Annotated in this window: 21 protein-coding genes; 4 read left to right on the top strand and 17 right to left on the bottom strand. The window is 47.4% G+C overall.

Annotated elements, in window-relative coordinates:
- The first annotated feature begins 67 nt into the window (after nt 1-67).
- A complete protein-coding gene (locus tag AWU77_RS08895; RefSeq protein ID WP_238582356.1) occupies nt 68-994 on the top strand; it encodes a GGDEF domain-containing protein in 927 nt (308 codons plus the stop codon).
- Between the two features lie 83 nt (nt 995-1077).
- Here AWU77_RS08895 and AWU77_RS08900 read toward each other — a convergent pair whose 3' ends face one another.
- The 5 genes from AWU77_RS08900 to adk form a co-directional block, all read right to left on the bottom strand.
- Nucleotides 1078-2088: a tryptophan--tRNA ligase gene (locus tag AWU77_RS08900; RefSeq protein WP_062061944.1), complete on the bottom strand. Its 1011-nt coding sequence runs from the start codon at nt 2086-2088 to the stop codon at nt 1078-1080.
- A 120-nt stretch (nt 2089-2208) separates the two neighbouring features.
- The gene (locus tag AWU77_RS08905) at nt 2209-3237 is read right to left on the bottom strand and encodes a cyclic nucleotide-binding domain-containing protein (protein ID WP_062061948.1); all 1029 of its coding nucleotides are present in this window, start codon (nt 3235-3237) and stop codon (nt 2209-2211) included.
- 252 nt (nt 3238-3489) lie between these two features.
- On the bottom strand, nt 3490-4827 hold the full coding sequence (locus AWU77_RS08910) for a M18 family aminopeptidase (protein ID WP_238582357.1): 1338 nt from the start codon (nt 4825-4827) through the stop codon (nt 3490-3492).
- A 16-nt stretch (nt 4828-4843) separates the two neighbouring features.
- The gene (tsaB, locus tag AWU77_RS08915; protein ID WP_062062177.1) at nt 4844-5551 is read right to left on the bottom strand and encodes a tRNA (adenosine(37)-N6)-threonylcarbamoyltransferase complex dimerization subunit type 1 TsaB; all 708 of its coding nucleotides are present in this window, start codon (nt 5549-5551) and stop codon (nt 4844-4846) included.
- A gap of 99 nt (nt 5552-5650) precedes the next feature.
- Nucleotides 5651-6304, bottom strand: coding sequence for an adenylate kinase (gene adk, locus AWU77_RS08920; RefSeq protein WP_062061954.1), 654 nt, complete (start codon nt 6302-6304; stop codon nt 5651-5653).
- Between the two features lie 291 nt (nt 6305-6595).
- On the opposite strand from adk, the gene AWU77_RS08925 reads away from it, so the two are divergent.
- Nucleotides 6596-7066 (top strand): Lrp/AsnC family transcriptional regulator, encoded by a 471-nt coding sequence (locus AWU77_RS08925; protein WP_062061957.1) that lies wholly within the window; start codon nt 6596-6598, stop codon nt 7064-7066.
- A 74-nt stretch (nt 7067-7140) separates the two neighbouring features.
- Here AWU77_RS08925 and AWU77_RS08930 read toward each other — a convergent pair whose 3' ends face one another.
- The 3 genes from AWU77_RS08930 to AWU77_RS08940 form a co-directional block, all read right to left on the bottom strand.
- Complete coding sequence (locus tag AWU77_RS08930; RefSeq protein WP_238582358.1) at nt 7141-8739, bottom strand: methyl-accepting chemotaxis protein; 1599 nt, start codon at nt 8737-8739, stop codon at nt 7141-7143.
- Between the two features lie 198 nt (nt 8740-8937).
- Complete coding sequence (locus AWU77_RS08935; protein WP_062061971.1) at nt 8938-10395, bottom strand: NAD-dependent succinate-semialdehyde dehydrogenase; 1458 nt, start codon at nt 10393-10395, stop codon at nt 8938-8940.
- 5 nt (nt 10396-10400) lie between these two features.
- Nucleotides 10401-12143, bottom strand: a complete 1743-nt coding sequence (locus AWU77_RS08940; protein WP_062061974.1) for a potassium/proton antiporter — start codon at nt 12141-12143, stop codon at nt 10401-10403.
- A 208-nt stretch (nt 12144-12351) separates the two neighbouring features.
- Here AWU77_RS08940 and AWU77_RS08945 point away from each other — a divergent pair, with 208 nt between their 5' ends.
- A complete protein-coding gene (locus AWU77_RS08945; RefSeq protein ID WP_062061977.1) occupies nt 12352-14349 on the top strand; it encodes a VacB/RNase II family 3'-5' exoribonuclease in 1998 nt (665 codons plus the stop codon).
- Between the two features lie 34 nt (nt 14350-14383).
- Nucleotides 14384-14848: an EVE domain-containing protein gene (locus tag AWU77_RS08950; protein ID WP_062061981.1), complete on the top strand. Its 465-nt coding sequence runs from the start codon at nt 14384-14386 to the stop codon at nt 14846-14848.
- A gap of 14 nt (nt 14849-14862) precedes the next feature.
- Here AWU77_RS08950 and AWU77_RS08955 read toward each other — a convergent pair whose 3' ends face one another.
- The 9 genes from AWU77_RS08955 to AWU77_RS08995 form a co-directional block, all read right to left on the bottom strand.
- Complete coding sequence (locus tag AWU77_RS08955; protein ID WP_062061984.1) at nt 14863-16485, bottom strand: succinylglutamate desuccinylase/aspartoacylase family protein; 1623 nt, start codon at nt 16483-16485, stop codon at nt 14863-14865.
- A gap of 537 nt (nt 16486-17022) precedes the next feature.
- Nucleotides 17023-17874, bottom strand: a complete 852-nt coding sequence (locus AWU77_RS08960) for a pirin family protein (RefSeq protein WP_062061987.1) — start codon at nt 17872-17874, stop codon at nt 17023-17025.
- 56 nt (nt 17875-17930) lie between these two features.
- On the bottom strand, nt 17931-18410 hold the full coding sequence (locus tag AWU77_RS08965) for a prepilin-type N-terminal cleavage/methylation domain-containing protein (protein ID WP_062061991.1): 480 nt from the start codon (nt 18408-18410) through the stop codon (nt 17931-17933).
- Nucleotides 18411-18507: 97 nt separating this feature from the next.
- On the bottom strand, nt 18508-18780 hold the full coding sequence (locus tag AWU77_RS08970) for a GNAT family N-acetyltransferase (RefSeq protein WP_339367053.1): 273 nt from the start codon (nt 18778-18780) through the stop codon (nt 18508-18510).
- 16 nt (nt 18781-18796) lie between these two features.
- Entirely contained in the window at nt 18797-20200 is a 1404-nt protein-coding gene (rimO, locus tag AWU77_RS08975; RefSeq protein ID WP_062061994.1) for a 30S ribosomal protein S12 methylthiotransferase RimO, read from the bottom strand.
- A 149-nt stretch (nt 20201-20349) separates the two neighbouring features.
- Entirely contained in the window at nt 20350-21525 is a 1176-nt protein-coding gene (locus tag AWU77_RS08980) for a MalY/PatB family protein (RefSeq protein WP_062061997.1), read from the bottom strand.
- The gene (locus tag AWU77_RS08985; protein ID WP_062062000.1) at nt 21522-21986 is read right to left on the bottom strand and encodes a hypothetical protein; all 465 of its coding nucleotides are present in this window, start codon (nt 21984-21986) and stop codon (nt 21522-21524) included. The genes AWU77_RS08980 and AWU77_RS08985 overlap by 4 nt, the downstream gene beginning before the upstream one ends.
- Nucleotides 21987-22035: 49 nt before the next feature.
- Nucleotides 22036-22641, bottom strand: coding sequence for a DNA-3-methyladenine glycosylase I (locus AWU77_RS08990; RefSeq protein WP_062062004.1), 606 nt, complete (start codon nt 22639-22641; stop codon nt 22036-22038).
- An 88-nt stretch (nt 22642-22729) separates the two neighbouring features.
- Nucleotides 22730-23065: a GNAT family N-acetyltransferase gene (locus AWU77_RS08995; protein WP_238582360.1), complete on the bottom strand. Its 336-nt coding sequence runs from the start codon at nt 23063-23065 to the stop codon at nt 22730-22732.
- Nucleotides 23066-23353: the final 288 nt, after the last annotated feature.

The following is a 23353-nucleotide window of genomic DNA, read 5'->3' on the forward strand; positions in this document are numbered from 1 at the left end:
ACTGACGCCTTGCTGCGCAAAAGCGGCAAATGGTGACGACTAACTTTCAATGTGACAGGTAAAGATTATGCGGGACATGACCATGGTGACCAATGCCCCAAAGGCAAATGGCGCAAATACTATCCCACTCGTACCGCTAACCCCGGAACAGGAGCTTGCAACACGTGCTCGCCTCGCTCAAGCGCTGCAAATGAGCTTGGATCCGGGTGAAGTGCTAAGCCTGTTTTACAAACACATCCAAACCCTTGTTAGCGTCTCCGGCATATTGTTTAAAACAGCCAGCAGCGACCTAAAGATAGGACGTGAATGCTTGCACCACTGCGACTATCGTCTAACCACTGATGAAGGCTATTTAGGCGAAATTATTTTTAATCGCAGCAAACGCTTTGCTGAAGCCGAGCTCATCACATTGGAGTTTTTACTTGGCTCACTGGTTTATCCGCTGCGCAATGCGATTCGCTATCAAACTGCGATGCGCCTTGCTCTGCTCGACCCATTAACACTGCTAGGCAATCGTGCCGCGTTGGATACGGCGCTTCGCCGTGAATTGCAAATGGCTGAGCGCCACCAGCACGAACTGTCGCTGTTGATGATTGATGTAGATTTCTTCAAAAAAATTAACGATGAATATGGCCATCACCGCGGTGATTTGGTGTTGTGTGAAATTGCCAAAGAAATTCAATCGGCTTGCCGTGGCTCTGACATTACCTTCCGCTATGGCGGCGAAGAATTTGTGGTTGTGTTGGGCAAAACAGACGCTGAAGGAGCCAAGATTATCGCCGAACGAATTCGCCAACAAATTGCCGAAACAAACATCAACTACAACGGAAATGTGATAGGAACCACTGTAAGTATCGGTATCGCAACCCGTCACAGCAATGAAAAAGAACACATAGACGATTTATTTGATCGCGCTGATAAAGCGCTTTATATTGCTAAAAACTCAGGTCGTAATTGTGTAATCAATAGCGATGATATGCTGATCAACACGTAACCGCTTGGTGCGAGGCAAGCTGTTACGTGTTGATTCATGCAAGCTAACGTGTTGATTTTTTTTAGTTCTAATAACTCAGTAAGTTATTTAATTTTACGAATTCCCACCGCTTCGCGTACCTTTTCCAGCATTGGCTGGCTGTAGGCACGTGCTTTTGCTGCGCCTTGCTGCAGCACTTCTTCAATATGTGCAGGGTTTGCTAGTAGGGCTTCATATTTATCACGCGCCTCACTCAACTGATCGTTAATCAATTCAAACAACTGACGCTTGGCTTCGCCCCAGGCAATCCCATCTGCAAATTGTTGACGCATCTGCGTTGATTGTTCAGGTGTTGCAAATGCTTGCCAAATTTGGAATACCGGAGAGGTATCTGGGTCTTTTGCCTGACCTGGTTCCAGCAAATTGGTGAGGATTTTATTGATCGATTTTTTCAATTGTTTTTCTGGCAAAAATAACGGAATGGTATTGCCGTAACTTTTGCTCATCTTGCGACCATCCAAGCCTTGCAGTACGGCATTTACATTGTCATCCACCTGCGCTTCCGGCAATACAAAGTGCTCACCATAGTGATGGTTAAAACGCGCCGCTATGTCGCGCGCCATTTCAATATGTTGAATCTGGTCGCGCCCTACCGGCACCTTGTTGGCGTTAAACATTAAAATATCGGCGGCCATTAAAATCGGGTAGGAATAAAGCCCCATAGTAATGCCAAAATCCGGGTCGTCGCCCGCTTCAAGGTTGGCATCAACTGAAGCTTTGTAGGCATGCGCACGGTTCATCAAGCCCTTCGCTGCCATGCAAGTGAGCGTCCAGCACAATTCTGGAATTTCTGGCACATCGGATTGACGATAGAAAATTGCGTTGTCCGTATCCAACCCCAAAGCTAACCAGGTAGCGGCAATTTCCCGCGTGGATTGGTGTACTAGATCTGGATCCTGACATTTAATCAGCGCATGAAAATCGGCTAAAAAATAAAAAGATTGCACATTTTCGCGTTGGCTCGCCTGAATTGCCGGGCGAATAGCGCCCACGTAATTGCCAAGATGCGGAGTACCTGTGGTGGTGATACCAGTTAAAACACGTTGTTTGCTCATAGTGGCCTATCGCTTTTGGTTGCCCTAAAAATCAGGCGGCCATGATACAGGCAAGCCGCAAAAAAATGCAGCTTGCTGATTAAGCAGATGAGTTCGAGTGACTAAATTGACGAGTAAAAACTATAAACCAGAATAATATTGGGCGGAATCACGCAGAATGCAGCTATCAAATCCGGCTTGGGTCAAGAGATGGGAGGCCACATCGCAGCGGCGACCAGAGTCGTCAGTAATGACATAGGTGACTGCATCATCGAGATTTTTAAGGTTATTACGCAGTTGGTTGAGCGGAATATTACGGCTATTAGGTACTGCCTGGGAGCGACGCTCAAGCGGTAAACGCACGTCGAGAATTTGGTAGGGCGGCAAATCCGCCCCGCGCGCCTTTAAGTCCTCTGCACTGACAAATTTAAGTACAGGCTCTTGCAGCAGCTCGCGAAAATCTTCTTTGTCGAGCCGCATCACTTTACCGGGGGTGATCATTTTCACCGTGGCATTGCGCGTGGTATCGCCTACTAGCGCCTCCTCACCAAAATAATGCCCGGGACGCAGCGCCGCCAAAATCTTACCGGCCGGATCCATCACCATGGCACTGCCAGATTCCAGTACATAAAAGAAATCGCCACGCTCCCCCTGTTTGATGACCACCTCATCAGCCTGTACTTTTTGCGCTTTAAAGCGAATAAACAACTGACGAATATTTGCCGGAGGCAAACGACTAAATAGAGGGGATTGCAACAGTGAAGACATCCAATCGCTATCATCGTGCAAGCTCACCCCCGAGGTGTCGGCCTCTTCGTCGCTGGACTCACTCCAGGCAAGCACCAGATCGAGAAAATCACTATCAACTGACAACAGGGTTACGTCGGACTTGGCGACGGCAGATACTTGCGTAGGCTGGGTAATATTGAGTGGCGAACGGCGCGATTCGCTGGCGGGATTAATGGTATTTACCTGAAACCCGGAATCAATAAGATCAACTGTGCCGCTGACAAGATACACCTTCTCGGGAAAAGGACGCCCGCGCTTGAAAATAATAGCGCCTTTGGCAATCTCCCGCAGTGAGGCCTTTTCGGCCACTTGCACCAAATACTCATGATTAAGGGTATTAAAAGGCGCGAAAGACGCTAATACATCAAGGCTAATCGCCATTTTTAACTCCACTACACTCTCATCAGGGTAATTATTGCTAATCACAATGATTTAATTCGACTATCGGAAAAATAATAAAAGGATTTTTATTAGAGAAATAGAGGGAGAGTATAAACAGCCTGCGCCATCGAGGGGCGACCTTGTCGTCAGTATTAGCACTAAGTCACAAGCTAACTGCGAGCAAATACACTTTCGTCAGCCGAATCTTACCGCTTAGCCAAAAATGCTTGCTCGAGTTGCTTCAACCGATTTTTAGGTTCCAGCAACCAATGCGATTGGAGGTTTTGCATAGGTAAAAAACTCTACCACTGCTTTGTAGAGATACCAGCCGTCGCTGGCGCCAGCCAGTTCGCGGATAGAATGCATGCCAAATGTAGGCGCGCCTACGTCAATAGTTTTAACGCCTACCTCTGAAGCGACTACCGGGCCGATCGTGCTACCACAGCCCATATCGGTACGCGCCACAAACGTTTGCACAGGAACATCTGCTTTTTCGCACAACAAACGAAAGAAAGCACTGGTTTCACTGGTTGTGGCATAACGTTGATTGGCATTTACTTTGATAACCGGACCGCGATTCAGCAGCGGACCATGGTTTTCATCGTGCCTATCCATAAAGTTAGGATGTATGCCGTGGGCATTGTCAGCCGAGATCATCATAGAGCGATCAATCACGCGCACGCGCGACTCAACATCTGGCAGCAGCCGCTCAAGAAACTGTTGCAGCATAGGGCCTTTGGCACCACAACATGAGGCGCTGCCAACTTCTTCGTGATCGGTGCAAATCAACAGACTTGTTACTTGATCATCTGCTTCAAGTAATGCTTGTAAGCCAATGAAACAGCTCAATAAATTATCTAATCGTGCACTGGCGATGAAGTCTTGCCCCAAACCAATCATCGCCGGTGGTTGGGTATCGTAAAGGCTGATTTCATAGTCAAGCACTTGTTTAACCGCCAGCTGCGGCTGCTTGCGCAAAAGCTCTGCTTGCAGCAGTTCACGAAAATCCGGCATTACTGCATCTTCAGCAGGTAACTGCAGAAGCAATGGCGCTATATCTTTTTGCGCGTTGATAGAGCGCGCCTTGTTAGCATCGCGATCCAAATGTATGGCAAGGCTCGGCACCACAGCGACCGGTGTTTCAAAATCCACTAGCGCGCTAACCACTTGATCATGCTGATCGCGATAGCTAACCCGCCCCGCCATTGATAAATCCCGGTCATACCAAGGGGCCAGTAAAACACCGCCATAAACCTCTACCCCTAACTGAAAATATCCACGGCGATTAAGCTCAGCGCGCGGTTTCACTTTGAGGCAAGGGCTATCAGTGTGGGCGCCCAGCATCCGAATACCCGTTTCCAACAGCGGCATTTTGCCGTACACAAACGCGATGATCGATGAATCATTACGGGTAACCAGATAGCGATTGCCTGGCTCAAGCTGCCACAACTCGCCTTCTTGCAAAGGAATAAAACCAGCAGCTAATAATTGTGCCGCGATATTCTGAGTCGCATGAAATGGCGTTGGTGACGCACGTAAAAAATCGAGTAAACCGGCGTTGAAATCAACCATGGAGCAAGAGGCGGACATAATAAACTCACAAGATCTAGTTGGGGTTACGAATGCGCTGGCGCTTCTGCCAAGAGATAGTATCGCGCAAATAAACAGGTTCAGCGTCAAGCACGTTGACTGCGCCACCAGAGGACCAGATTTGCGCAGCGATCAAGGCCATGTCTTCCGCCCGCGGCTGGGCATCGACCACTATGGTAGAAGCAGCCAACTGCTGCATGGCAGGGTAATGCCAGCCTGGGCCAACAGCAACGAATTTCCCGGCTAACGACTGAATAACGTCTTGCTCGGAGAGGAACTCGGGTTTCATCACGAACTCATCACTGAGTGCGGACACCAAGTCACCTGAACGGATATATAAGCCCCAGTAGACTTCATCCATACGCGCATCCAAGGCTACCAGTACCGGCAAATTCGCTTCAGGATTAGCGCGATAATAACCCAGCGCCATAGCTTCAAGAGTTGATACCGGAATTACAGGTAGCTGAGCACCAAATGCCAAGCCCTGCACTATGCCCATGCAGATACGCAAACCAGTAAAGGAACCCGGGCCACGCCCAAAGGCTATTGCATCAAGGCTAGATAATGTGAGTTTGTTGTGTTGTAACAGCTCATCCACCATGGGCAGTAACCGCTGGGTATGGCTCTTTGCGGCCAGTTCGAAACGGGCATCCAACTTGCCATCTGCATTGAGTGCAACTGAACAGGCATCAGTTGAGGAATCGAGGGCGAAAATCAGGCTCATAAAACTAAAAAAATTGAGTGGGTGGATGAAAATCACCGGGCAAAAAAATAGGCTCCGTAGAGCCTATTTTTGCTGGAGTGTTTGCTTAACCAAAACAGCTTAGCCCAAAACAGTCAGCAATTGCTGGCGGATGGAATCAACACTGCCAATGCCGCTAATACGGGTATATACAGGTACCTTGGTATTGCCCGAAGCCGCCAGCGTCTGATAAAAACCAACCAAAGGCTCAGTCTGGTCATGATATACGCCTAAGCGCTTACGAACAGTTTCTTCGGTATCGTCAGGACGCTGGATTAATGGCTCACCGGTCAGGTCATCATGGCCGGCAACCTTTGGCGCATTGTGAATCACGTGATACACACGTCCAGAAGCTTCGTGAACACGGCGACCGCTCAAGCGAGCCACAATTTCTTCGTCCGGCACATGAATTTCAATCACATGATCAATGTCGACACCAGCATCTAACATTGCTTGCGCCTGCGGAATAGTGCGCGGAAAACCGTCAAACAAAAAACCATTCGTGCAATCACTGGAAGCGATGCGCTCTTTTACCAGAGAAATGATCAGATCATCCGGCACCAAACCACCTGCAGCCATAATATCTTTTGCTTGCAAGCCCAAAGAAGTTCCCGCTTTTACCGCAGCACGTAACATATCGCCAGTGGAGATCTGCGGAATACCAAACTTCTCCATGATCAGTTGCGCCTGAGTACCCTTACCTGCGCCGGGCGCGCCCAACAATATCACTCTCATCTCGGATTGCTCCTCAGCATTATTTTTATCGGGTCAAGTAGTTAAACCCTTGTCCTCGAACACGGCACAAAATGCCCAACAAAAGAGGCGTTACGATACACGCCCATGACCTCAATCACAATATGCCGGTTGAGCTTCTTCCTATAAAAGCCCCATGAGGTGACTTTTTTTAATATATACCCCAACCAAATGGGTGATTACTGTTAAATGCATCCTCAATTTATTGTCATATTAATATTTTCATCCTAGAATGCCTGAATATCAATCAAGCTATTCAGGATTACTACCCTTATGGCCAAGTCAGTCGAACTCGATGAATATGATCGCAAGATCTTGCGTGCTCTCCAGGAAAATGCCGATTACTCTATGGCAGATTTGGGCAATATGATCGGCCTTTCGCATACGCCTTGCTGGCGTAGACTTAAACGATTAGAAGTGGAAGGGGTAATTCGCGGCAAAGTCACCTTACTTGACCCTAAACTACTTAACTTAGGGGTGACAGTTCACGCTTACATCACCATAAAAAATCATGACGCCAGCTCACTCGAAGCGTTTGAAGGGATGGTACAGGCAATTCCTGAAGTGGTTGAATGCTACTCAACCAGCGGCGAAAAAGATTATGTATTGCGAGTTGTAGTAGAAAGTGTTGAGCACTACGAACGTCTAATGAAAGAAACTTTAATTCACCTACCAAACATTGGTTCAATCAATTCGGCATTTGCCTTAAAACAAGTAAAGTTTACGACACAGCTCCCGCTTTAGCCTGCCCGAGGGAACTATCGCTCAGAAAAAACCGGATGTGTTATCCGGTTTTTTTGTAAAACCAAGTTTACCCATCACACTTTGAATTGCATCAGCAGTTGTCGCAATTGAATCGACAGCTCGTTCAAGCGCTGACTCTCCACCGCTGTTTTTGCAGCTCCCTCGGCAGTATTCATCGCAAGTGAATTAATCTGAACCAAGTTTTTATCAATTTCCGAAGTGACCGAGCTTTGCTCTTCGGCAGCGGTAGCGATTTGCAATGTCATATCAGAGATTTGTTTAACCGCAGAGCCAATACCCGTTAAGGATTGTCCCGCTTCAGCAGCTGAAGTCACCGCATCAGATGTCATAGTGGCACTGCTGCCCATCGCATCAACGGCATGTTGTACTCCTTGCTGCAACTGACTCAACATGCCATGAATATCAGTGGTTGATTGCTGGGTACGGCTAGCCAGCGTTCGAACCTCATCTGCAACTACCGCAAAGCCGCGCCCTTGTTCACCAGCGCGCGCCGCTTCAATAGCAGCATTTAGCGCTAACAAATTGGTTTGTTCGGCAACACTGCGAATAACATCAATTACTGAAGTTACATTTTTAGCCTCGCTTTCCAACCGCGACATAAACTCCGCCGTTTCACTAATTCGCACAGCAAGCTTTTTAACGCCCTCAACTGCAAGATGTATACGCTCTTGCCCGCGATCAGTAATCGTGGTTGCCTCTTTAGTATTCTGCGCAGTATTGCTGGTATTACGGGCAACTTCTTGAATCGCCATAGTCAACTCGTTGACCGCAGTCACTACCATTGTAATCGCATGGACTTGATCATCAGCCGCTCGCTGGCTATTACTCGACACAACCAACAACGATTCTGCCGCCTTGGACACTTCTGCCGCGTTAACTAAAACGCCGCCAATAATGCGCTGCAACTTTTCGATAAAATGATTGACGTGGGACGCGAGCTCGCCCAACTCATCATTGGAATTCACTGGTAAACGAACAGTGAGATCACCATCCCCTTCGGCGATATTTTGAATTCTATTACTAATTTGGCGCACTTGATTAGCAACTAACATAGGTAAAAACCAAGCTGCAGATAAGCTTACCAAAGTGCCAATTACCACCAGAGCAAGTAATTGGGCAGAGCTGCTCTCTTGATTTTTATCAATCTCAACAGTGAACTGATCTACCTCTACCAAGCGTTTTTCTTGAAGCTCATCGATATAATTACGCACATGTTCAAAGGCTTGCGCGGCACTACCGTAAGATTGTTGCTGAGCCTTTGTGCGACTCGCATCATCAGACAAACGTATTGCGTTTATGACTTCGGTAGACTGGGCTTTCCAGACGTTATAGCGCCGGGTAAATTCTTCGCGTTCGGCTGGAGTGGAAGTTTTAGATAGGTCGAGTGATTGATAGACACGGTCCTGCGCTTGCTTGGCGTTATCACTTTGCTCAGTAAACAAATCCTGATGTGTAGCGCTATCGAGTTGCAGCAGCGCACGCTCCGCAAGCATAGATTGATACAAATCTCTATCAGCCTGAATAAGTAGTTGGATTTCGGGTAAATTCACCTTGGCAATAGTGGCGGCATTGCCACCCAGCACTTTACTTGTGCCTATAGCATGCAAGCCCATATACAACACCAAGGCCACCAGCAGAAGCAGTGGAAGCATAAGCTTCCAGCGCAGACTCAAACTTTGATACCAGCCAAACATGGCAAACCTCATCGTTAATTTTTTATAGGTATATCAGATATATAAACTGATACATCAAGTCTAGTAACGATTTAGAAATTTGCTATGGGTAGGCTTTGAAGCGGTAAATAGTAAAAATGGATTTGATGGACACTGAAGTAAACAACAAGGGATGATTTAAAAACGCTCACACAAATATTTTATGTTCACATAATCATCAATACCATAATGTGAACCCTCCCTGCCCCAGCCAGATTGTTTAATACCGCCAAACGGGGCCATCGCATTAGAGATAAGGCCGGTATTGATTCCCACCATACCTGTTTCTAACTTATCCGATAGATTTTTTATTCGTTTGGCGTCGCGTGTATAACAATACGCAGCCAAACCAACTTCGGTATTGTTTGCTAGCTGAATAGCGTCTTCTTCTGTATCAAATGGGATCAACGCGGCTACCGGGCCAAAGATTTCCTGCTGGGTTAAGGCCGAATCAGCAGCGACATCCAGCAATAAAGTGGGTGGATAAAAGTATCCTTGCTGGGTTATTTCAAGCTTGGTTTGATACGCGATACGCGCACCCTGTGCGATTGCATCATCTACCAATGCTTGAACTTTTTTGATTGCTTTTAAGGAAATAAGTGGGCCGATTGTTGTGTTTGCTTCAGCTCCATTTCCCACCAATAGCGACTGCATCATCAAGGTGAGTTTTTCGCTGAATAACGCATAAACCGGGCGATGAACATAAAAACGATTAGCACAGACACAGGTCTGCCCCGCATTGCGAAATTTTGAGGCCATGGCACCCGCTACAGCTGCATCCAAATCGGCATCGTCAAATACGATAAAAGGCGCATTGCCACCCAATTCCAACGTGATGCGTTTTACATCGGCAGCACATTGTTGAATTAATTGTTTGCCTACCGCCGTTGAACCCGTAAACGACAACTTTCGCACTAACGTATTTTCAGTTAACTCAGCGCCAATTGCGGCGGAATCCGTTCCAGTAACAACATTAATCACACCAGCCGGAATTCCCGCTTGTTGGGCGAGAAACGCCAAAGCCAATGCGGACAAAGGGGTTTCAGCGGCGGGTTTAGCCACAATAGTGCAACCTGCTGCTAACGCAGGCGCAATTTTGCGCGCGAGCATGGCACAGGGGAAATTCCACGGTGTTATCGCTGCAACCACGCCAACGGGTTGTTTGATCACCAAAATGCGCTGATCGGCACTGGGCGGTGCAATCACATCACCGTAGATGCGCTTGGCTTCCTCGGCAAACCACTCGATATAACTTGCACCATAGGCAATCTCGCCGCGCGCTTCCGCCAGTGGTTTGCCCTGCTCAAGCGTAAGAATTTGCGCAAGGTCCTCCTGATGGTGCATCACTAAATTAAACCAGCTGCGCAAAAGTTGACTGCGTTCAGCCGCTGTTTTTTGCGCCCAATCAAGCTGTGCTTGCGCCGCCGCAGTAATTGCTTCGCGCGTTTCAGCAACACCCACATCAGCAACCTGCGCAATAATTTCACCGGTCGCGGGATTTTCTACCGCAAAGGTTTTTTGCGCGCGAGCATTGCACCATACGCCGTTGATAAACGCTTGTGTTCGCCATAAAGACGGCTCCATTAGATTAATCATGGTATTCAATACTCGCTGATAGATGTGCTCTTTTTAGTGGATGGTTTCACCCCAATTTTGCGCACGCGGTTGCCTTCTACCTCAGCAATTGTCCATACCATTCCGCTCCATTCGCTTTGGTCACCCACCACCGGCTTGCCCCCCACCATTTGCGTAATCAGCTCGCCAAGAGTTTTATGCTCTTCGTATCCTTTCATGTCTAGCGCATAGAGCATTGCCAAATCGCGCAGCTCAGCATCGCCCTGAATAATAAAATCGCCAAAGAAACTTAAATCCAGTGTGCGCTTGGGCGCCTCACTAAACAGTTTGCCGAGCGCAGGCAAATCCTGCTCGTGCCCGATCACACAGAGAATATCGCCTGCCATAAGGCGGGTGCTGCCCGATGGGTGAAATAATTCTTTATTGCGAAATAACGCGGCAATACGGGTATTTTCCGGCATATGCAATTCACGCAGCGCTGCACCTATGCACCACTTTTCTGCCCCCAGTTTATAAATAAACAGTTCCCACTGGCTGGTGACATGAATTTCAAGGCCAGCGCGGGAAAAGGGCGAAGGCACCGCAGGCACCACCACCCTGGCTTTTTTGGCGGCCCAACTTAAAGTAGTGCCCTGCACCAGCAGCGACACCAATACTATAAAGAAGGCTACATTAAAAAATAATTGTGCATTATCTAACCCTGCCATCAAGGGAAATACAGCGAGAATGACCGGCACGGCACCGCGCAACCCCACCCAGGAAATAAACGTTCGCTCCTTCCAGTTAAAACTGGGAAAGGGCAATAAACCGATAAAAACAGACAGAGGACGCGCAAACAAAATCATCCATAGCGATAGCAATAGTGCTGGCACCGCAATCGGTAACAGCTCACTGGGAGTCAGTAATAATCCGAGCACCAAGAACATACCTATCTGACTTAACCAGGCAAGGCCGTCAAACATATGCAAAATGCCGTGACGGTTGCGGATCGGGCGATTGCCGATTAATAACCCGCATACATAGACCGTCAGAATACCGCTGCCGCCAATTGCGCTGGACAGTGCGTAAAGCATAATTCCACCGCTAACCGCTAGCAGCGGATACAAACCACCGGCAATCGACAGATGATTAATCAGTTGTAACAGTAGCCAACCGCCGCCGAGCCCCAGCGCAATACCTATGCCGAATTGTTGAACAAAACTGCCGAGCACTCCCCAACCAAAACTGGTTTCACCTGCCACCAACATGGCAATCAAGGTGACAGTCAAAAACATCGCCATGGGGTCATTGCTGCCCGACTCAATCTCTAGAGTAGAACCCACACGGTCATTCAACCCTTTGCCATTGAGTAGATTAAACACCACGGCGGCATCGGTAGAACCGACAATGGCGCCAATTAACAATCCCTCCAGTAGCGATAAATTAAACAGCCAAGCCGCGGCAATTCCGGTAAGCCCTGCCGTAATCATCACCCCTAGGGTTGCCAGCGATAGTGCAGGCCAAAGCGCCACCCTAAAGGTCGCCACGCGGGTGCGCATACCACCATCGAGCAAAATAATAGCCAGTGCCAAGTTACTTACCAGATACGCGGTTGAGTAATCGTTAAATACAATGCCACCGGGACCATCGACACCGGCGACCATTCCCACCGCGAGAAAAATCACCAGAATAGGCACACCGACACGGGTAGAAATAGAGCTCAGCAAGATACTCGCCGCAACCAGCAACGCCCCTACAAGCAAAATATGGTTAATAGTGACTGTGTCCAAAAAATAACCCTTATTAAGAATCCCAATAAAAACAAACGCTAAGCAGTTGGTGATTGTAACCTGCTGACGCTGGCTACAGTCAAAAACACCATGCTCATCAATCAGTAAAGCCTATACCGTGAAAAAAAGTAGCCGCCCCTTATTTGCGCAATAGCAGGATAAATCCGGCTATAATCGCCCCATAATCCTTACCTAAAAGTTGTATTACATGCTCAATAAAGATGCCCTGCAGCAGCTCGCTCAATTAAAGTCCGCTATCGCGGTAACCAAAGATGTCGCACAAGGTCTGGTGCGTACCACCACAAAACGCTTTGGTTTTCTCATTCTCGACGATGGCCGCGAAGCGTTTATCGACCCCGACCAAATGATGCGTGTATTGCCGGAAGATCGTGTCGAAGCGGAAATCACCACTAACAGTAAAGGCCAGTTTGAAGCAAAGCTGATCAAATTGATTCAACCCGGCTTAACAGAATTTGTCGGCCGCTATGTCAATAAAGGCACCACCGATTTTGTGGAACCGGATGTAAACAATTTCAATCGCTGGTTATTCATCCCGCCGCAAGAGCGCAAAGGTTACAAAGTCGGCGATTTAATTCACTGTGAAGTGTCGCGCCATCCATTCAATAGTGAAGGCAAAACCCAAATTCATATTCTCAACCGCATTGGCACTTTGGAAGAGCCAGGTGTTGAAAGCCGCTACAGCATTGCCAAGTTTCAAATCCCCTTTGAATGGCAACCCGCGGCGCAAAATCAGGCTGGCGGGATTAATTGGTCGCCACTCACCTTCGATAATGGCGAGCTGGATTTAACCCACCTGCCCTTTGTAACCATTGATTCTGAAAATACCCGCGATATGGATGATGCCATTTATATCGCCCCCAATGACAAGGGCTGGGAATTAATCACCGCCATTGCCGATCCAAGCAAACATATCAGTTTTGATAGCCCGCTCGAACAGTCGGCACGCGCACGGGCGAGCACCATTTATTTGCTTGGCCAAACGGTCACTATGTTGCCGGTAGATTTGTCCCACGACACCTATTCATTAGTGCCGGAACAAAAGCGTCCGGCATTAGTGTGCAAAATGCAAATTTTGCGCGATGGCACTATCAGCGCCTTTGAGTTTGTCGAAGCACAAATTCGCTCGCATTTCAAACTAAGCTACCAAGGCGTGTTCGACGCGCTGATGAGCACCGGCGATTCGCCCCTGGCTGCACCGGCTCACATCCACGACATGCTGGTCGAATTAAAAGACTTCGCCCAAGCGCGCGCGCAGTATCGTCAAACCCATGCATTGGTGATGGAAGAGCGCCCAGACTATTCCTTTATTCTCAACGACCAACGCAAAATTGATCACATTGAAAAACGCGAACGCAATATTGCCCATCGCATGATTGAAGAAGCCATGTTGGTCACTAACCTTTGCGCGGGTGAATTATTTTTACAACACCCGGGTTACGGTATTTTTTCCAGCCATGTTGGTTTCCGCCCAGAGCGCGTCAATGATGCAGTAGCATTGATTCAAGAGGATCGCCCAGATTTAACTATCGGCGATTTAACCCAGCTGGAAAATTTTCAACGGCTGTTTAGCGAACTGCGTAACAACCCTAGCGGCAATCCCGTCAACGCCAGTTTGCAGTCGCTCTTACAGCGCATGTTGCAAGCTGGCTCACTCACCTTCGATCCTATCCCGCATTTTGGTTTAGGTTTCAAAGCCTACGCGATGGTGACCTCACCGATTCGTCGCTATAACGATTTGTTCAATCATCTCGCCATTAAACGAATTTTGCGCGGTTTGCCCGCAGAAGATGTGGGCGACAAAAAACAATTTGCCGAGCAATTGCAAAACCAATTGAACAACGGTCGCCAAGCGTGCCGCTATGCTGAGTCTTGGCTCGGTTGCCAATACGCCAAACAGCATATAGGCAGCGTTCACCCTGCCAGCATCGGTTTGGTTAATTCATTTGGTGTTGGGGTAAAAATGGATGATTGGGGTCTGGAAGGCTACGCCCTGCTTGCGCCGAAAGAGAGCGACATCAAAGCGCAATTTGATTCGCGCCGCTTGAGTCTCACCATTGAAGGCAACACCTACAAACTCGATGAAAAAGTGTTTGTCTTAGTTAAAGATGTCGACGTAGATAAACGCAAAATTAGTTTGGAATTAATCAGCGAAGAGACGGCACAGCGGTTAAGTGCGTGGCTGTAGGTGTAAGAACCCGAAATTAATGAGAGTGTGAGTGATGGCAAAAAATTTCTGGCTATTCAAAGCGGAGCTGCACATTTACGGCATCGATCATCTCGCGGCTGAGCCGAATAAAACCGGCCGCTGGGATGGCATCCGCAATTACCAAGCCCGTAATTTTTTGCGCGATCAAGTTGCATTAAATGATGAAGTATTTATTTATCACAGCAGCTGCAAAAATGTCGGTATAGTCGGCACCGCCACAGTGGTAAAAACCGCCTACCCCGACCCCACCCAATTTAATCCCGAAAGCGATTATTACGACCCGAAATCCACACCGGAAAATCCCCGCTGGGTTTCGGTGGATATCAAACTCACCAAAGTGTTCCCACGTTTGATTTCTTTAGCAGAAATCAAAGCGCAGCCAAAATTGGAAAATATGGTATTGGTGAAACAGAGTCGGTTGTCGACGCAGCCGGTGATGGAAGATGAGTGGAAGTTTATTCATAGGTTATTGACCTAATCATCAAGCTCAAATCACTCATCTGCCATTCTATCTTGAGCCTTACTCACCCCTGTTTCTGGCTCACCCATTTCATCGGTTGAATCCACGCCTGAATCGTCACCGTCCTCTTCATCCTCTTCGGATGCTTCGCTGTTAAGCTGACTCTCTTCAATCAGAATTGCTTCTGGTGTTTGTATTCCTATGTGATAAGCGGCAAAACCAGGCAGCACAACTTGATCCAAAGCCATGCCGATAATTCTGCCGTTGTAAGGCGATCGGATTGTGGTGCGGGCATTGGTGATGGGATCGGTAACGGTGCCGAGAATTTCTTCTTCTTTTACGCGTTGACCCAGCGCTGCTTTGCTAAACAAAATTCCACTCTGATTCGCGCGAACCCAGGCTGAGCGATAATAGACTGGGGCGATACGAGTCCAGCGCGGTTTTTTGCCGTACATACCTGTTTTCGCAAGTAAAGTATTAATAGCATTTACACCCTCCTCGACCACATCACTTTGCATGGCCATCGGCTCACCAGCTTCAAGTGTTATCGCAGGAATGCCTGCACGCACCGCCGCTGCGCGCAATGAGTTAGGATTACCGCGGCCGTTTAATACGGCAATGACACCGAAATTCTGTGCAAGTCGCGCGACACTTTCATCCGATAAATCGGCGCGCAATTGCGGCAAATTGGTGCGATGAAAAGAGCCCGTATGTAAATCGATTAATGCATCGCACTGCAAAATAATTTGACTAAAAAAGGAATGCGCCAAACGCGATGCAGAACTGCCGTGAGTATTACCGGGGAAATAACGATTCCAATCGCGGCGGTCGGGGAGATAACGGGAGTTGCGGCGGAAACCCATAATATTAGCGACCGGCACACCAATAATAGTGCCGGTCAATTTGGCTGGATCAATATTAAAAATTACCCGGCGAATCATTTCAATGCCATTTAATTCATCGCCATGAATGGCCGCCGTCATACACAAGGTTTTTCCCGGTGTTGCGCCATTAACAACCAGCACGGGCGTCTTTTCACTAAAACCACCTACTGCGGTTTCTGAATTCCAGGTTAAACGCACCGAGCTATTGGGCTTTACTTCACGCCCTAACAGAAACTTGGAAAAGGACAGGGGCTCGACTGGCGACTTATCGCTGGTTTCATTGGATACTGCGTCGATATTGGACGCAGTTGGCGCAGTTAAATCTTGCGCAGAACTTATGCTGGAGCTGCTCGCCTCACTCGATGCTGCCGACCTAATTGATACAGAACTTGATAGCTCTGAAGATAACTGCCCTGCCTTGGATTTAGCCGCATCCGACGATTCAGTTGCTACTAATTCACTAAAGGCGCTGCTACTAACAGTTACAGAGACACTTGAATATGTACTAGCCGAAGCAGTATCCATACTCGCATCAATCACTTCCGATAAAACTGAGATCGATGCAGCTGTTGAACTGGCTGCGCCAGAAGAACTAAAAGCGACAGAAGAGTTCGTCTGAGATACAACCGATGTTGTAGTTTGGCTGCGCAGACTGGCCTCACTCTGCTGCGATTGCGCCAAACTTACTGTGGCCAAGCTGCTAAGCGATAGTGCTATTGCAAGAGAAAAACCACTACACATCCAAGACTTTAATTTTAACACATCAGGCATATCGCATATCTCATCGCTTGTATGCAGCTTCCGCTACACGTCATTACACATTATTGGCAGCAGTCATCATAAGATAATTTCTATTAAGTTCAACGTGTAAAATTAGCAATCGCAGCAACATGGTGAGAGGCGCAACATTGCCGACTCAAAAGCGTGCACTTTTAGACAGGCTCCCAAAACACGCATCACATTTCCCGCCACGGCGTTCTAGGCTCGAACTATAGGTAACTGCAAGATTAGCGCGGCTGTTGGAGCCATAAGCCCTGCAAACAATCAGCCGAATACCTATGCCAAAACAGTGCTGACGATACACATTTGTGGTTTACCTGAAATAACGTGCACTTGCAAATCATTAAAAAGCCATCGGTTTGCGCTTTGATGACTGTGTCTTGGCTAATGATAAAGACGGAATAGTTGCATCACCGTTTGTCGCTGAAATTAAAGCTAAAACCGTCCTGGCCCATCGGAAACTGAAGATATTTATAAAATCAACGCAGAGAACTTTATATGACGCCCCCAGGCTCCAAATAAATATTGTTATACCGGCAAGGGAATCCAGTCCGTTTCACCCGGCACCATCGCAAAACCGCCATTCGTCCAACGCTCACCAGCAGCTTTTAGTTTATCGCGCGACGACGAAACAAAATTCCAGTGAATATATCGCTCACCTACTAAAGGCTCACCGCCAAGTAATAAAATACGTGCACCACTAACAGTTTCAATGACATCGTTTTCGCTCAACACTGCCAGATGAAACTCCGGCACCTCTTCACCGTTTACAGTCACATTGCCCTGTGCCACATAAATCGCTAATTCTTGCTGTGGAAAATTCGGGACATATTTCGCACCAGCCCCCAAAGCGAAATCAATATAGGTTGTGACACTCGCAGTTTTCACCGGTGACTCGACATCAAATGCTTTTCCAATCAAGACTTGCGCACTCAAAGTGGCCAAATTGACAGATGGAATTTCCTCCGCTCCATAATGCGCAAAAGACGGTTCACAGTCTTCAACCTCTGTGGGTAACGCCAACCATAATTGCATACCTTCAACAACTGTATTTTGCTCTCGCACATCCTCAGGCAAACGCTCGGAATGTACAATTCCACTGCCCGCTGTCATTAAGTTAATCGCACCCGGTTCAATGCGTTGATGAACACCTAAGCTATCTTTATGCATCATCGCGCCGGAAAATAGGTAAGTCACCGTTGCCAAACCTATGTGCGGATGCTGGCGAACATCACCTGCTGTAGTGCCGGGTTCAAACTGCGCAGGCCCCATATGATCGACAAAAATAAACGGGCCAACACGTTGCCGCAAACGTGAAGGCAGTAATCGTTTTACTGTAAAACCTATATCTTGAGTACGCGGAGATATTAATAACGTCATCGAATTACCCTCCAGTCTTGAGTAAATAGTTTTACTGCAGAAGTTTTTTCATCAAATCAAATCCGGCACGTCAGTGGTAAATCTTTAAGCTCCAAGTCCGTTTTATTTTCACCTGCGGCTTGCATGCCGTCAGGCACGGCTGCTTTACCGCAAATCCAGGAAATGGGGCTTTCGGGTGACCCCTTGACCATTATGGGTTGAATACTCAGGGTTTTATTTTTAATGTTGCCATGGGCTTTATTGCCAAAATGGAGATGAAAAGCGCCGTCTTTTAAATCGATACGGTCTACATAATTGCCCAATAATTTATCTGCAGCGGGCATACCGGCTTCTTTATTATCTTTTAGAAAAACCTGCGTACTTTTGTGATAAAAAGCAACCAGCTTTTTGTAATCCTCAACCAACTCCATAGATTCAACCACTTGCTTGCGCGCTATGGCAGGGTCTGGCGATGGTAAAGCCATCAATGCCAGAATTGCGATAATGGCGACCACCACCATGATTTCGATCAGGGTAAAACCGTGTATTCTTTTCATTCAAACTCCTTGTTCTGATTTACCATTTTCATTTGCGAATAAATTTTGCGGCATACCAACAGCTCGCATGCATTTCATAACCTTGGTCTTGCGCCCACTAAATACCGGCACGCACTAATTTTTCAGCAAAACCTTTACCTCGAAATTCGGGTGGAACAAAGGTGCTGGTAAAATCAATCGCCGATTTTTCACCATTGTTAAATAAACGATAGGCTAGCACTGCCTCCTCGCCTTCATGCGCAATAACAAACCGCTGTTCATTGGTTAAGTGCTGAATTTCACTCATTGGGCATCTCGATTTTGTCTGTTGAATATAGAGTAGACCATAAAAAAATCCCCCAGTGCATGTGCAAATGGGGGATTTTTCCAATCAGGGGCTTAAATTATTAAACTTTAGTGCCCCAGAGATCGTATTCATCCGAGTGCTCAATCAATACATTAATCAAATCGCCGGGTTTTACATTTTCTTCGCCATTCAGGTAAACGCAGCCATCGATCTCCGGTGCGTCCGCAAAACTGCGACCAATCGCGCCTTCTTCATCCACTTCATCGATCAATACCTGCAAAGTCTGCCCTACTTTTTGCTTCAGGCGCTCAGTCGAGATGGCTTGTTGCAACTGCATAAAGCGGTCGTAACGCTCTTGCTTCACGTCATCAGGCACATGATCGGGCAAATCGTTAGCTTTTGCACCCTCAACCGGTGAGTACTGGAAGCAGCCAACACGATCCAATTGCGCTTCTTTGAGGAAATCGAGCAACTGCTGGAAATCCTCTTCGGTCTCACCGGGGAAGCCGACAATAAAGGTTGAGCGAATAGTCAGGTTAGGCACTTGTTCACGCCAGCTCTTAATACGCTCCAGGGTCCGCTCAACTTGACCCGGGCGACGCATTTTGCGCAACAGGGTTGGGCTGGCATGCTGAAATGGGATATCCAAATACGGCAGCACCTTACCGGCGGCCATTAACGGCATTACGTTGTCCACGTGAAGATAAGGATAGACGTAGTGCAAACGCACCCAAACACCCAGCTCGCCCAGAGCAGCCGCAAGCTGGTACATATCGGTTTTAAGCGGGCGACCATCCCAGAAATCGGTGCGGTGTTTGATATCAACGCCGTAGGCCGAGGTATCCTGTGAGATCACCAGCAGCTCTTTTACACCAGCTTTCACCAAGCGCTCGGCTTCACCCAACACTTGGCCAATGGGGCGGCTAACCAGCTTGCCACGCATGTCGGGGATGATGCAGAAGCTACAGGAGTGATTACAACCTTCCGATATTTTGAGGTAAGCGTAGTGGCGCGGAGTCAGTTTAATGCCCTGAGGCGGCACCAGATCGGTAAAGGGGTTATGGGTTGGGCTGGGCGGTAGGTGTTCATGAACTTGCGACAGCACCTCTTCATATGCGTGAGCGCCAGTAACGCCAAGCACATTCGGGTGAATCTGGATAATTTCATCCTTCTTGGCACCCAAACAGCCTGTCACCAATACTTTGCCATTTTCTGCCAGCGCTTCACCAATTGCCCCTAAAGACTCCTGCACGGCAGAATCGATAAAACCACAGGTATTTACGATCACCATATCGGCATCGTTGTAGGTGGGCACAATGTTGTAGCCTTCCATGCGCAGCTGGGTGAGGATTCGCTCGGAATCCACCAGATTTTTAGGGCAGCCGAGCGACACAAAACCAATGGTATTGCCCTTACTGCTGGCGATCAGCGGTTGGCTGGCGAGCGATTTGGCCGGAGCATCCAAGGTAGTGGTTTGTGACGGGTCGAAGGTATTTACAGTCATAGTGGCTCGTGAAAGTGCTGGTACAAAGGGAGGGCTTAAAAAAGTGGGCGGATTGTACCTGAAGTCAGCAAAACTTCCATCCAAAACTGACCAAAAAACAACCAAAACCTAAACCTTAAGGGAATCAGCTAGCGAAAACCGACCATCCTCTATTTGGTTAAACCCGCCACACCTTGTTTGATGGCCGCTAACGCGGACGCAATTCTAGCTTTGGTTGTGCCTATATTCATCCGCATAAAACCGCTGCCGCCCTCACCAAACACACTGCCGGGGTTCATCCCCAACTTACATTGATGGACGAAAAAATCGCGCAGCCGGGCATCGCTCATGCCTAGCGCGCGGCAATCTAACCACAATAAATAAGTGGCTTCCGGTTTTATCAGTTTTAGTTGTGGAATTTCTCGCGCGATAAAATCCTGTGCGAAATCCCGCGTCGCTTCCAAATACTGCATAAGCGCATCCAACCATGCATCACCTTCACGATAAGCCGCTTCAAATGCGGTGATGCTAAGCGGGTTGTGATTGCCCATGTGTAGCGATTCAAATATTTTTTTCATCGCCGTGCGTTGCTGCTCATCGGGAATCACTAATGCCGACAACCCCAAGCCGGGAATATTGAAGGTTTTATTAGGCGCAATTGCAGTAATAATCTTATCGCCTGGTTGTGCCAAGCGGCCAAGCATAGTGTGCTTAACGCCGGAGTAAATTAAATCGCAGTGAATATCGTCAGAGAGAATCGTTAAATCATAGCGGCGGCCAATATCTAACACTTGCTGTAATTCAGCTTCGCTCCAAACCCGACCAACGGGATTGTGCGGTGTGCATAACAGAAATAAACGCGCACCCTGTTTTGCGCATGTCTCTAAATGTTCAAAGTCTATTTCATAGCGGCCATTCACTTCGCGCAGTGGATTGTTAATCAACTGGCGATGATTGGTAGTGACTGCCGAAAAGAAAGGAAAATACACCGGTGATTGAACAATTACGCCCTCACCTTCTTTAGCAAATGCCTGCACCGCGGCAAATAATGACGGCACTATTCCAGGCGCCATCAAAATCCAATCGCGCTCAATATTCCACTGATGACGACGCTGAAACCAATCAATAATCGATTGGTAAATACTGTCGGGATAAAGCGTATAACCGAGTACCGGGTGATTAATTCGCTCTTGCAGTGCGCGTGTTACACAATCAGGCACCGCAAAATCCATATCAGCTACCCATAAAGGGGTTACATCTGTAGTTCCAAAGTACTGCTGCCGGCCATCAAACTTTACCGAAGCGGTATTTTCCCGTGAAATTTCCTGATCAAAATTAAATATCATCTTTTGTCCACATACCTTGAATACATACACTCACGATAAAGCAACCAAAAACCCCGAAGATAACCAACGGCGAGAAATAAACACAGCGCCGAGGTCACCAGCATAAAACTCATTTTATCTTTAAGCTCAGCCATATAAGGCGAATCAGCCATAAATAATAACGGCACTGCAACCAGTCCACGCAATAAAAAAACAATGCCGATTAATAACAAAGCAGTTTTTAAAAATGGTAGCGGCCGAATTATTCCTGCACCAGAAAAAGCGTAAGCAGACCACACAAAAAGCACTGTCGTAATACCAGCAGTAACAATAGCGGGATACCACAACCCCTGTTCACTCATAGTAGCCATTGCTTCTCCAGCGCCAAAAAAACGATACCAATCTTCACCGCCCATAATAATTCCCAAATGCAAGAGTGCTGCAATACATACCAACCAACCATTAACTTTTAACAATGTCATTATTCGTATCTCCTTCGATCTTGTTAATCTTTTTGGTTACCCAAAGTAATTAAGGGCGCTTGAATTTCTTCCTCGCTTGCTCCACCTTGGCTCGCGTAACACAATCCTGATGATGATCATTAATCAACCCCATCGCCTGCATAAAAGCATATACCGTTGTCGGCCCGACAAACTTCCAGCCTTGTTTTTTCAATTCTTTCGATAAAGCTACCGACACACTGGATGTAGATACTGTTTGAGGCTCCGCTAACTGATCATTCTTTGGTTCGTAACGCCAGATAAAGGTGGCAAAAGAACCTTCGCGTTTAATCAGCTCTTGTAAACACTTGGCGTTATTAATGACTGCTTCAATTTTCCCGCGATGACGAACGATGCCTTCGTCTTGCAATAAACGGTCAATATCTCGCTCAGTAAATTTGGCCACTTTATTAAAATCGAATTGGGAAAATGCCGCACGAAAATTCTCGCGTTTGGCAAGAATGGTGCGCCAGCTTAAGCCAGATTGAAAACCTTCAAGACAAAGCTTTTCAAATAAACGGATATCATCCGCTACAGGAAAGCCCCACTCTTTATCGTGATAATCCAAAAATTCCGGCGCCGCCGCACACCATTTGCAACGAGGCTTGCCGTTCAAACCAAGAACTGTCTCGCTCATTTCAAACGTCTCCGTGTTAGTAATAAGGGTATGAACAAATAATTGATATTTATTGGCTAGATTAAGGTTATGCCAGCATGGTTTCAACTTAGCGTTGATAGATATCAGGAACCCACTTTTCCATAAAATTATCGGGATGAGAAATAGCACCGAATCCGAATTGCTCGTACAAGCCATGCGCATCTTTGGTGACTAATACAAAGCGTCGCAGATTTTGCAGGTCCGGGTGCGCAACAATTTCCTCCATTAACCACTTACTCAAACCCTTATCTCGATGGGCATCCAGAATAAACACATCTGAAAGATAGGCAAAGGTTGCGGTATCGGTAATCACCCGAGCAAAGCCAACTTGCTCGTTTTGGTCAGTGAATACGCCGAAGCACATCGCATGATCAATCGCTTTTTGCATGGTTTCAGCGGGCATTCCTTTTGCCCAGTAGGTGTTTGAAATAAAAGAGTGGATAACATTGAAATCCAAGTCGGATTTATTGGTACTTATTTTATAGCCCGCCACCATTTATTAGATTCCTCTAAGAATTATTCGCTGGATGAACAGAATACTGCAACTCCACCATCCCCTCACCTGTTCGTGAAGCGGTTATGTGCAGTAAGTAATATAGGCCGACCAACCTATGCGATGTGGGGATATGGTAATTGAAGATGTGATCTTGTGTGGCGAAAAAAACATGAAAAAAATTATAAATCCTCGAAC

The organism is Cellvibrio sp. OA-2007 (assembly GCF_000953825.1).
GTDB lineage: Bacteria > Pseudomonadota > Gammaproteobacteria > Pseudomonadales > Cellvibrionaceae > Cellvibrio.

What these genes read in the sequence shown, in the direction of transcription:
- AWU77_RS08905 (WP_062061948.1), bottom strand. Translation starts at nt 3,237, where the DNA reads ATGGCGATTAGCCTTGATGTATTAGCGTCTTTCGCGCCTTTTAATACC.
- AWU77_RS08925 (WP_062061957.1), top strand. Translation starts at nt 6,596, where the DNA reads ATGGCCAAGTCAGTCGAACTCGATGAATATGATCGCAAGATCTTGCGT.
- AWU77_RS08995 (WP_238582360.1), bottom strand. Translation starts at nt 23,065, where the DNA reads ATGCCCGCTGAAACCATGCAAAAAGCGATTGATCATGCGATGTGCTTC.
- AWU77_RS08930 (WP_238582358.1), bottom strand. Translation starts at nt 8,739, where the DNA reads ATGCTTCCACTGCTTCTGCTGGTGGCCTTGGTGTTGTATATGGGCTTG.
- AWU77_RS08945 (WP_062061977.1), top strand. Translation starts at nt 12,352, where the DNA reads ATGCTCAATAAAGATGCCCTGCAGCAGCTCGCTCAATTAAAGTCCGCT.
- AWU77_RS08965 (WP_062061991.1), bottom strand. Translation starts at nt 18,410, where the DNA reads ATGAAAAGAATACACGGTTTTACCCTGATCGAAATCATGGTGGTGGTC.
- AWU77_RS08935 (WP_062061971.1), bottom strand. Translation starts at nt 10,395, where the DNA reads ATGATTAATCTAATGGAGCCGTCTTTATGGCGAACACAAGCGTTTATC.
- AWU77_RS08985 (WP_062062000.1), bottom strand. Translation starts at nt 21,986, where the DNA reads ATGACATTGTTAAAAGTTAATGGTTGGTTGGTATGTATTGCAGCACTC.
- AWU77_RS08900 (WP_062061944.1), bottom strand. Translation starts at nt 2,088, where the DNA reads ATGAGCAAACAACGTGTTTTAACTGGTATCACCACCACAGGTACTCCG.
- rimO (WP_062061994.1), bottom strand. Translation starts at nt 20,200, where the DNA reads ATGACTGTAAATACCTTCGACCCGTCACAAACCACTACCTTGGATGCT.
- AWU77_RS08950 (WP_062061981.1), top strand. Translation starts at nt 14,384, where the DNA reads ATGGCAAAAAATTTCTGGCTATTCAAAGCGGAGCTGCACATTTACGGC.
- AWU77_RS08960 (WP_062061987.1), bottom strand. Translation starts at nt 17,874, where the DNA reads ATGACGTTATTAATATCTCCGCGTACTCAAGATATAGGTTTTACAGTA.
- AWU77_RS08980 (WP_062061997.1), bottom strand. Translation starts at nt 21,525, where the DNA reads ATGATATTTAATTTTGATCAGGAAATTTCACGGGAAAATACCGCTTCG.
- tsaB (WP_062062177.1), bottom strand. Translation starts at nt 5,551, where the DNA reads ATGAGCCTGATTTTCGCCCTCGATTCCTCAACTGATGCCTGTTCAGTT.
- AWU77_RS08910 (WP_238582357.1), bottom strand. Translation starts at nt 4,827, where the DNA reads ATGTCCGCCTCTTGCTCCATGGTTGATTTCAACGCCGGTTTACTCGAT.
- adk (WP_062061954.1), bottom strand. Translation starts at nt 6,304, where the DNA reads ATGAGAGTGATATTGTTGGGCGCGCCCGGCGCAGGTAAGGGTACTCAG.
- AWU77_RS08990 (WP_062062004.1), bottom strand. Translation starts at nt 22,641, where the DNA reads ATGAGCGAGACAGTTCTTGGTTTGAACGGCAAGCCTCGTTGCAAATGG.
- AWU77_RS08955 (WP_062061984.1), bottom strand. Translation starts at nt 16,485, where the DNA reads ATGCCTGATGTGTTAAAATTAAAGTCTTGGATGTGTAGTGGTTTTTCT.
- AWU77_RS08895 (WP_238582356.1), top strand. Translation starts at nt 68, where the DNA reads ATGCGGGACATGACCATGGTGACCAATGCCCCAAAGGCAAATGGCGCA.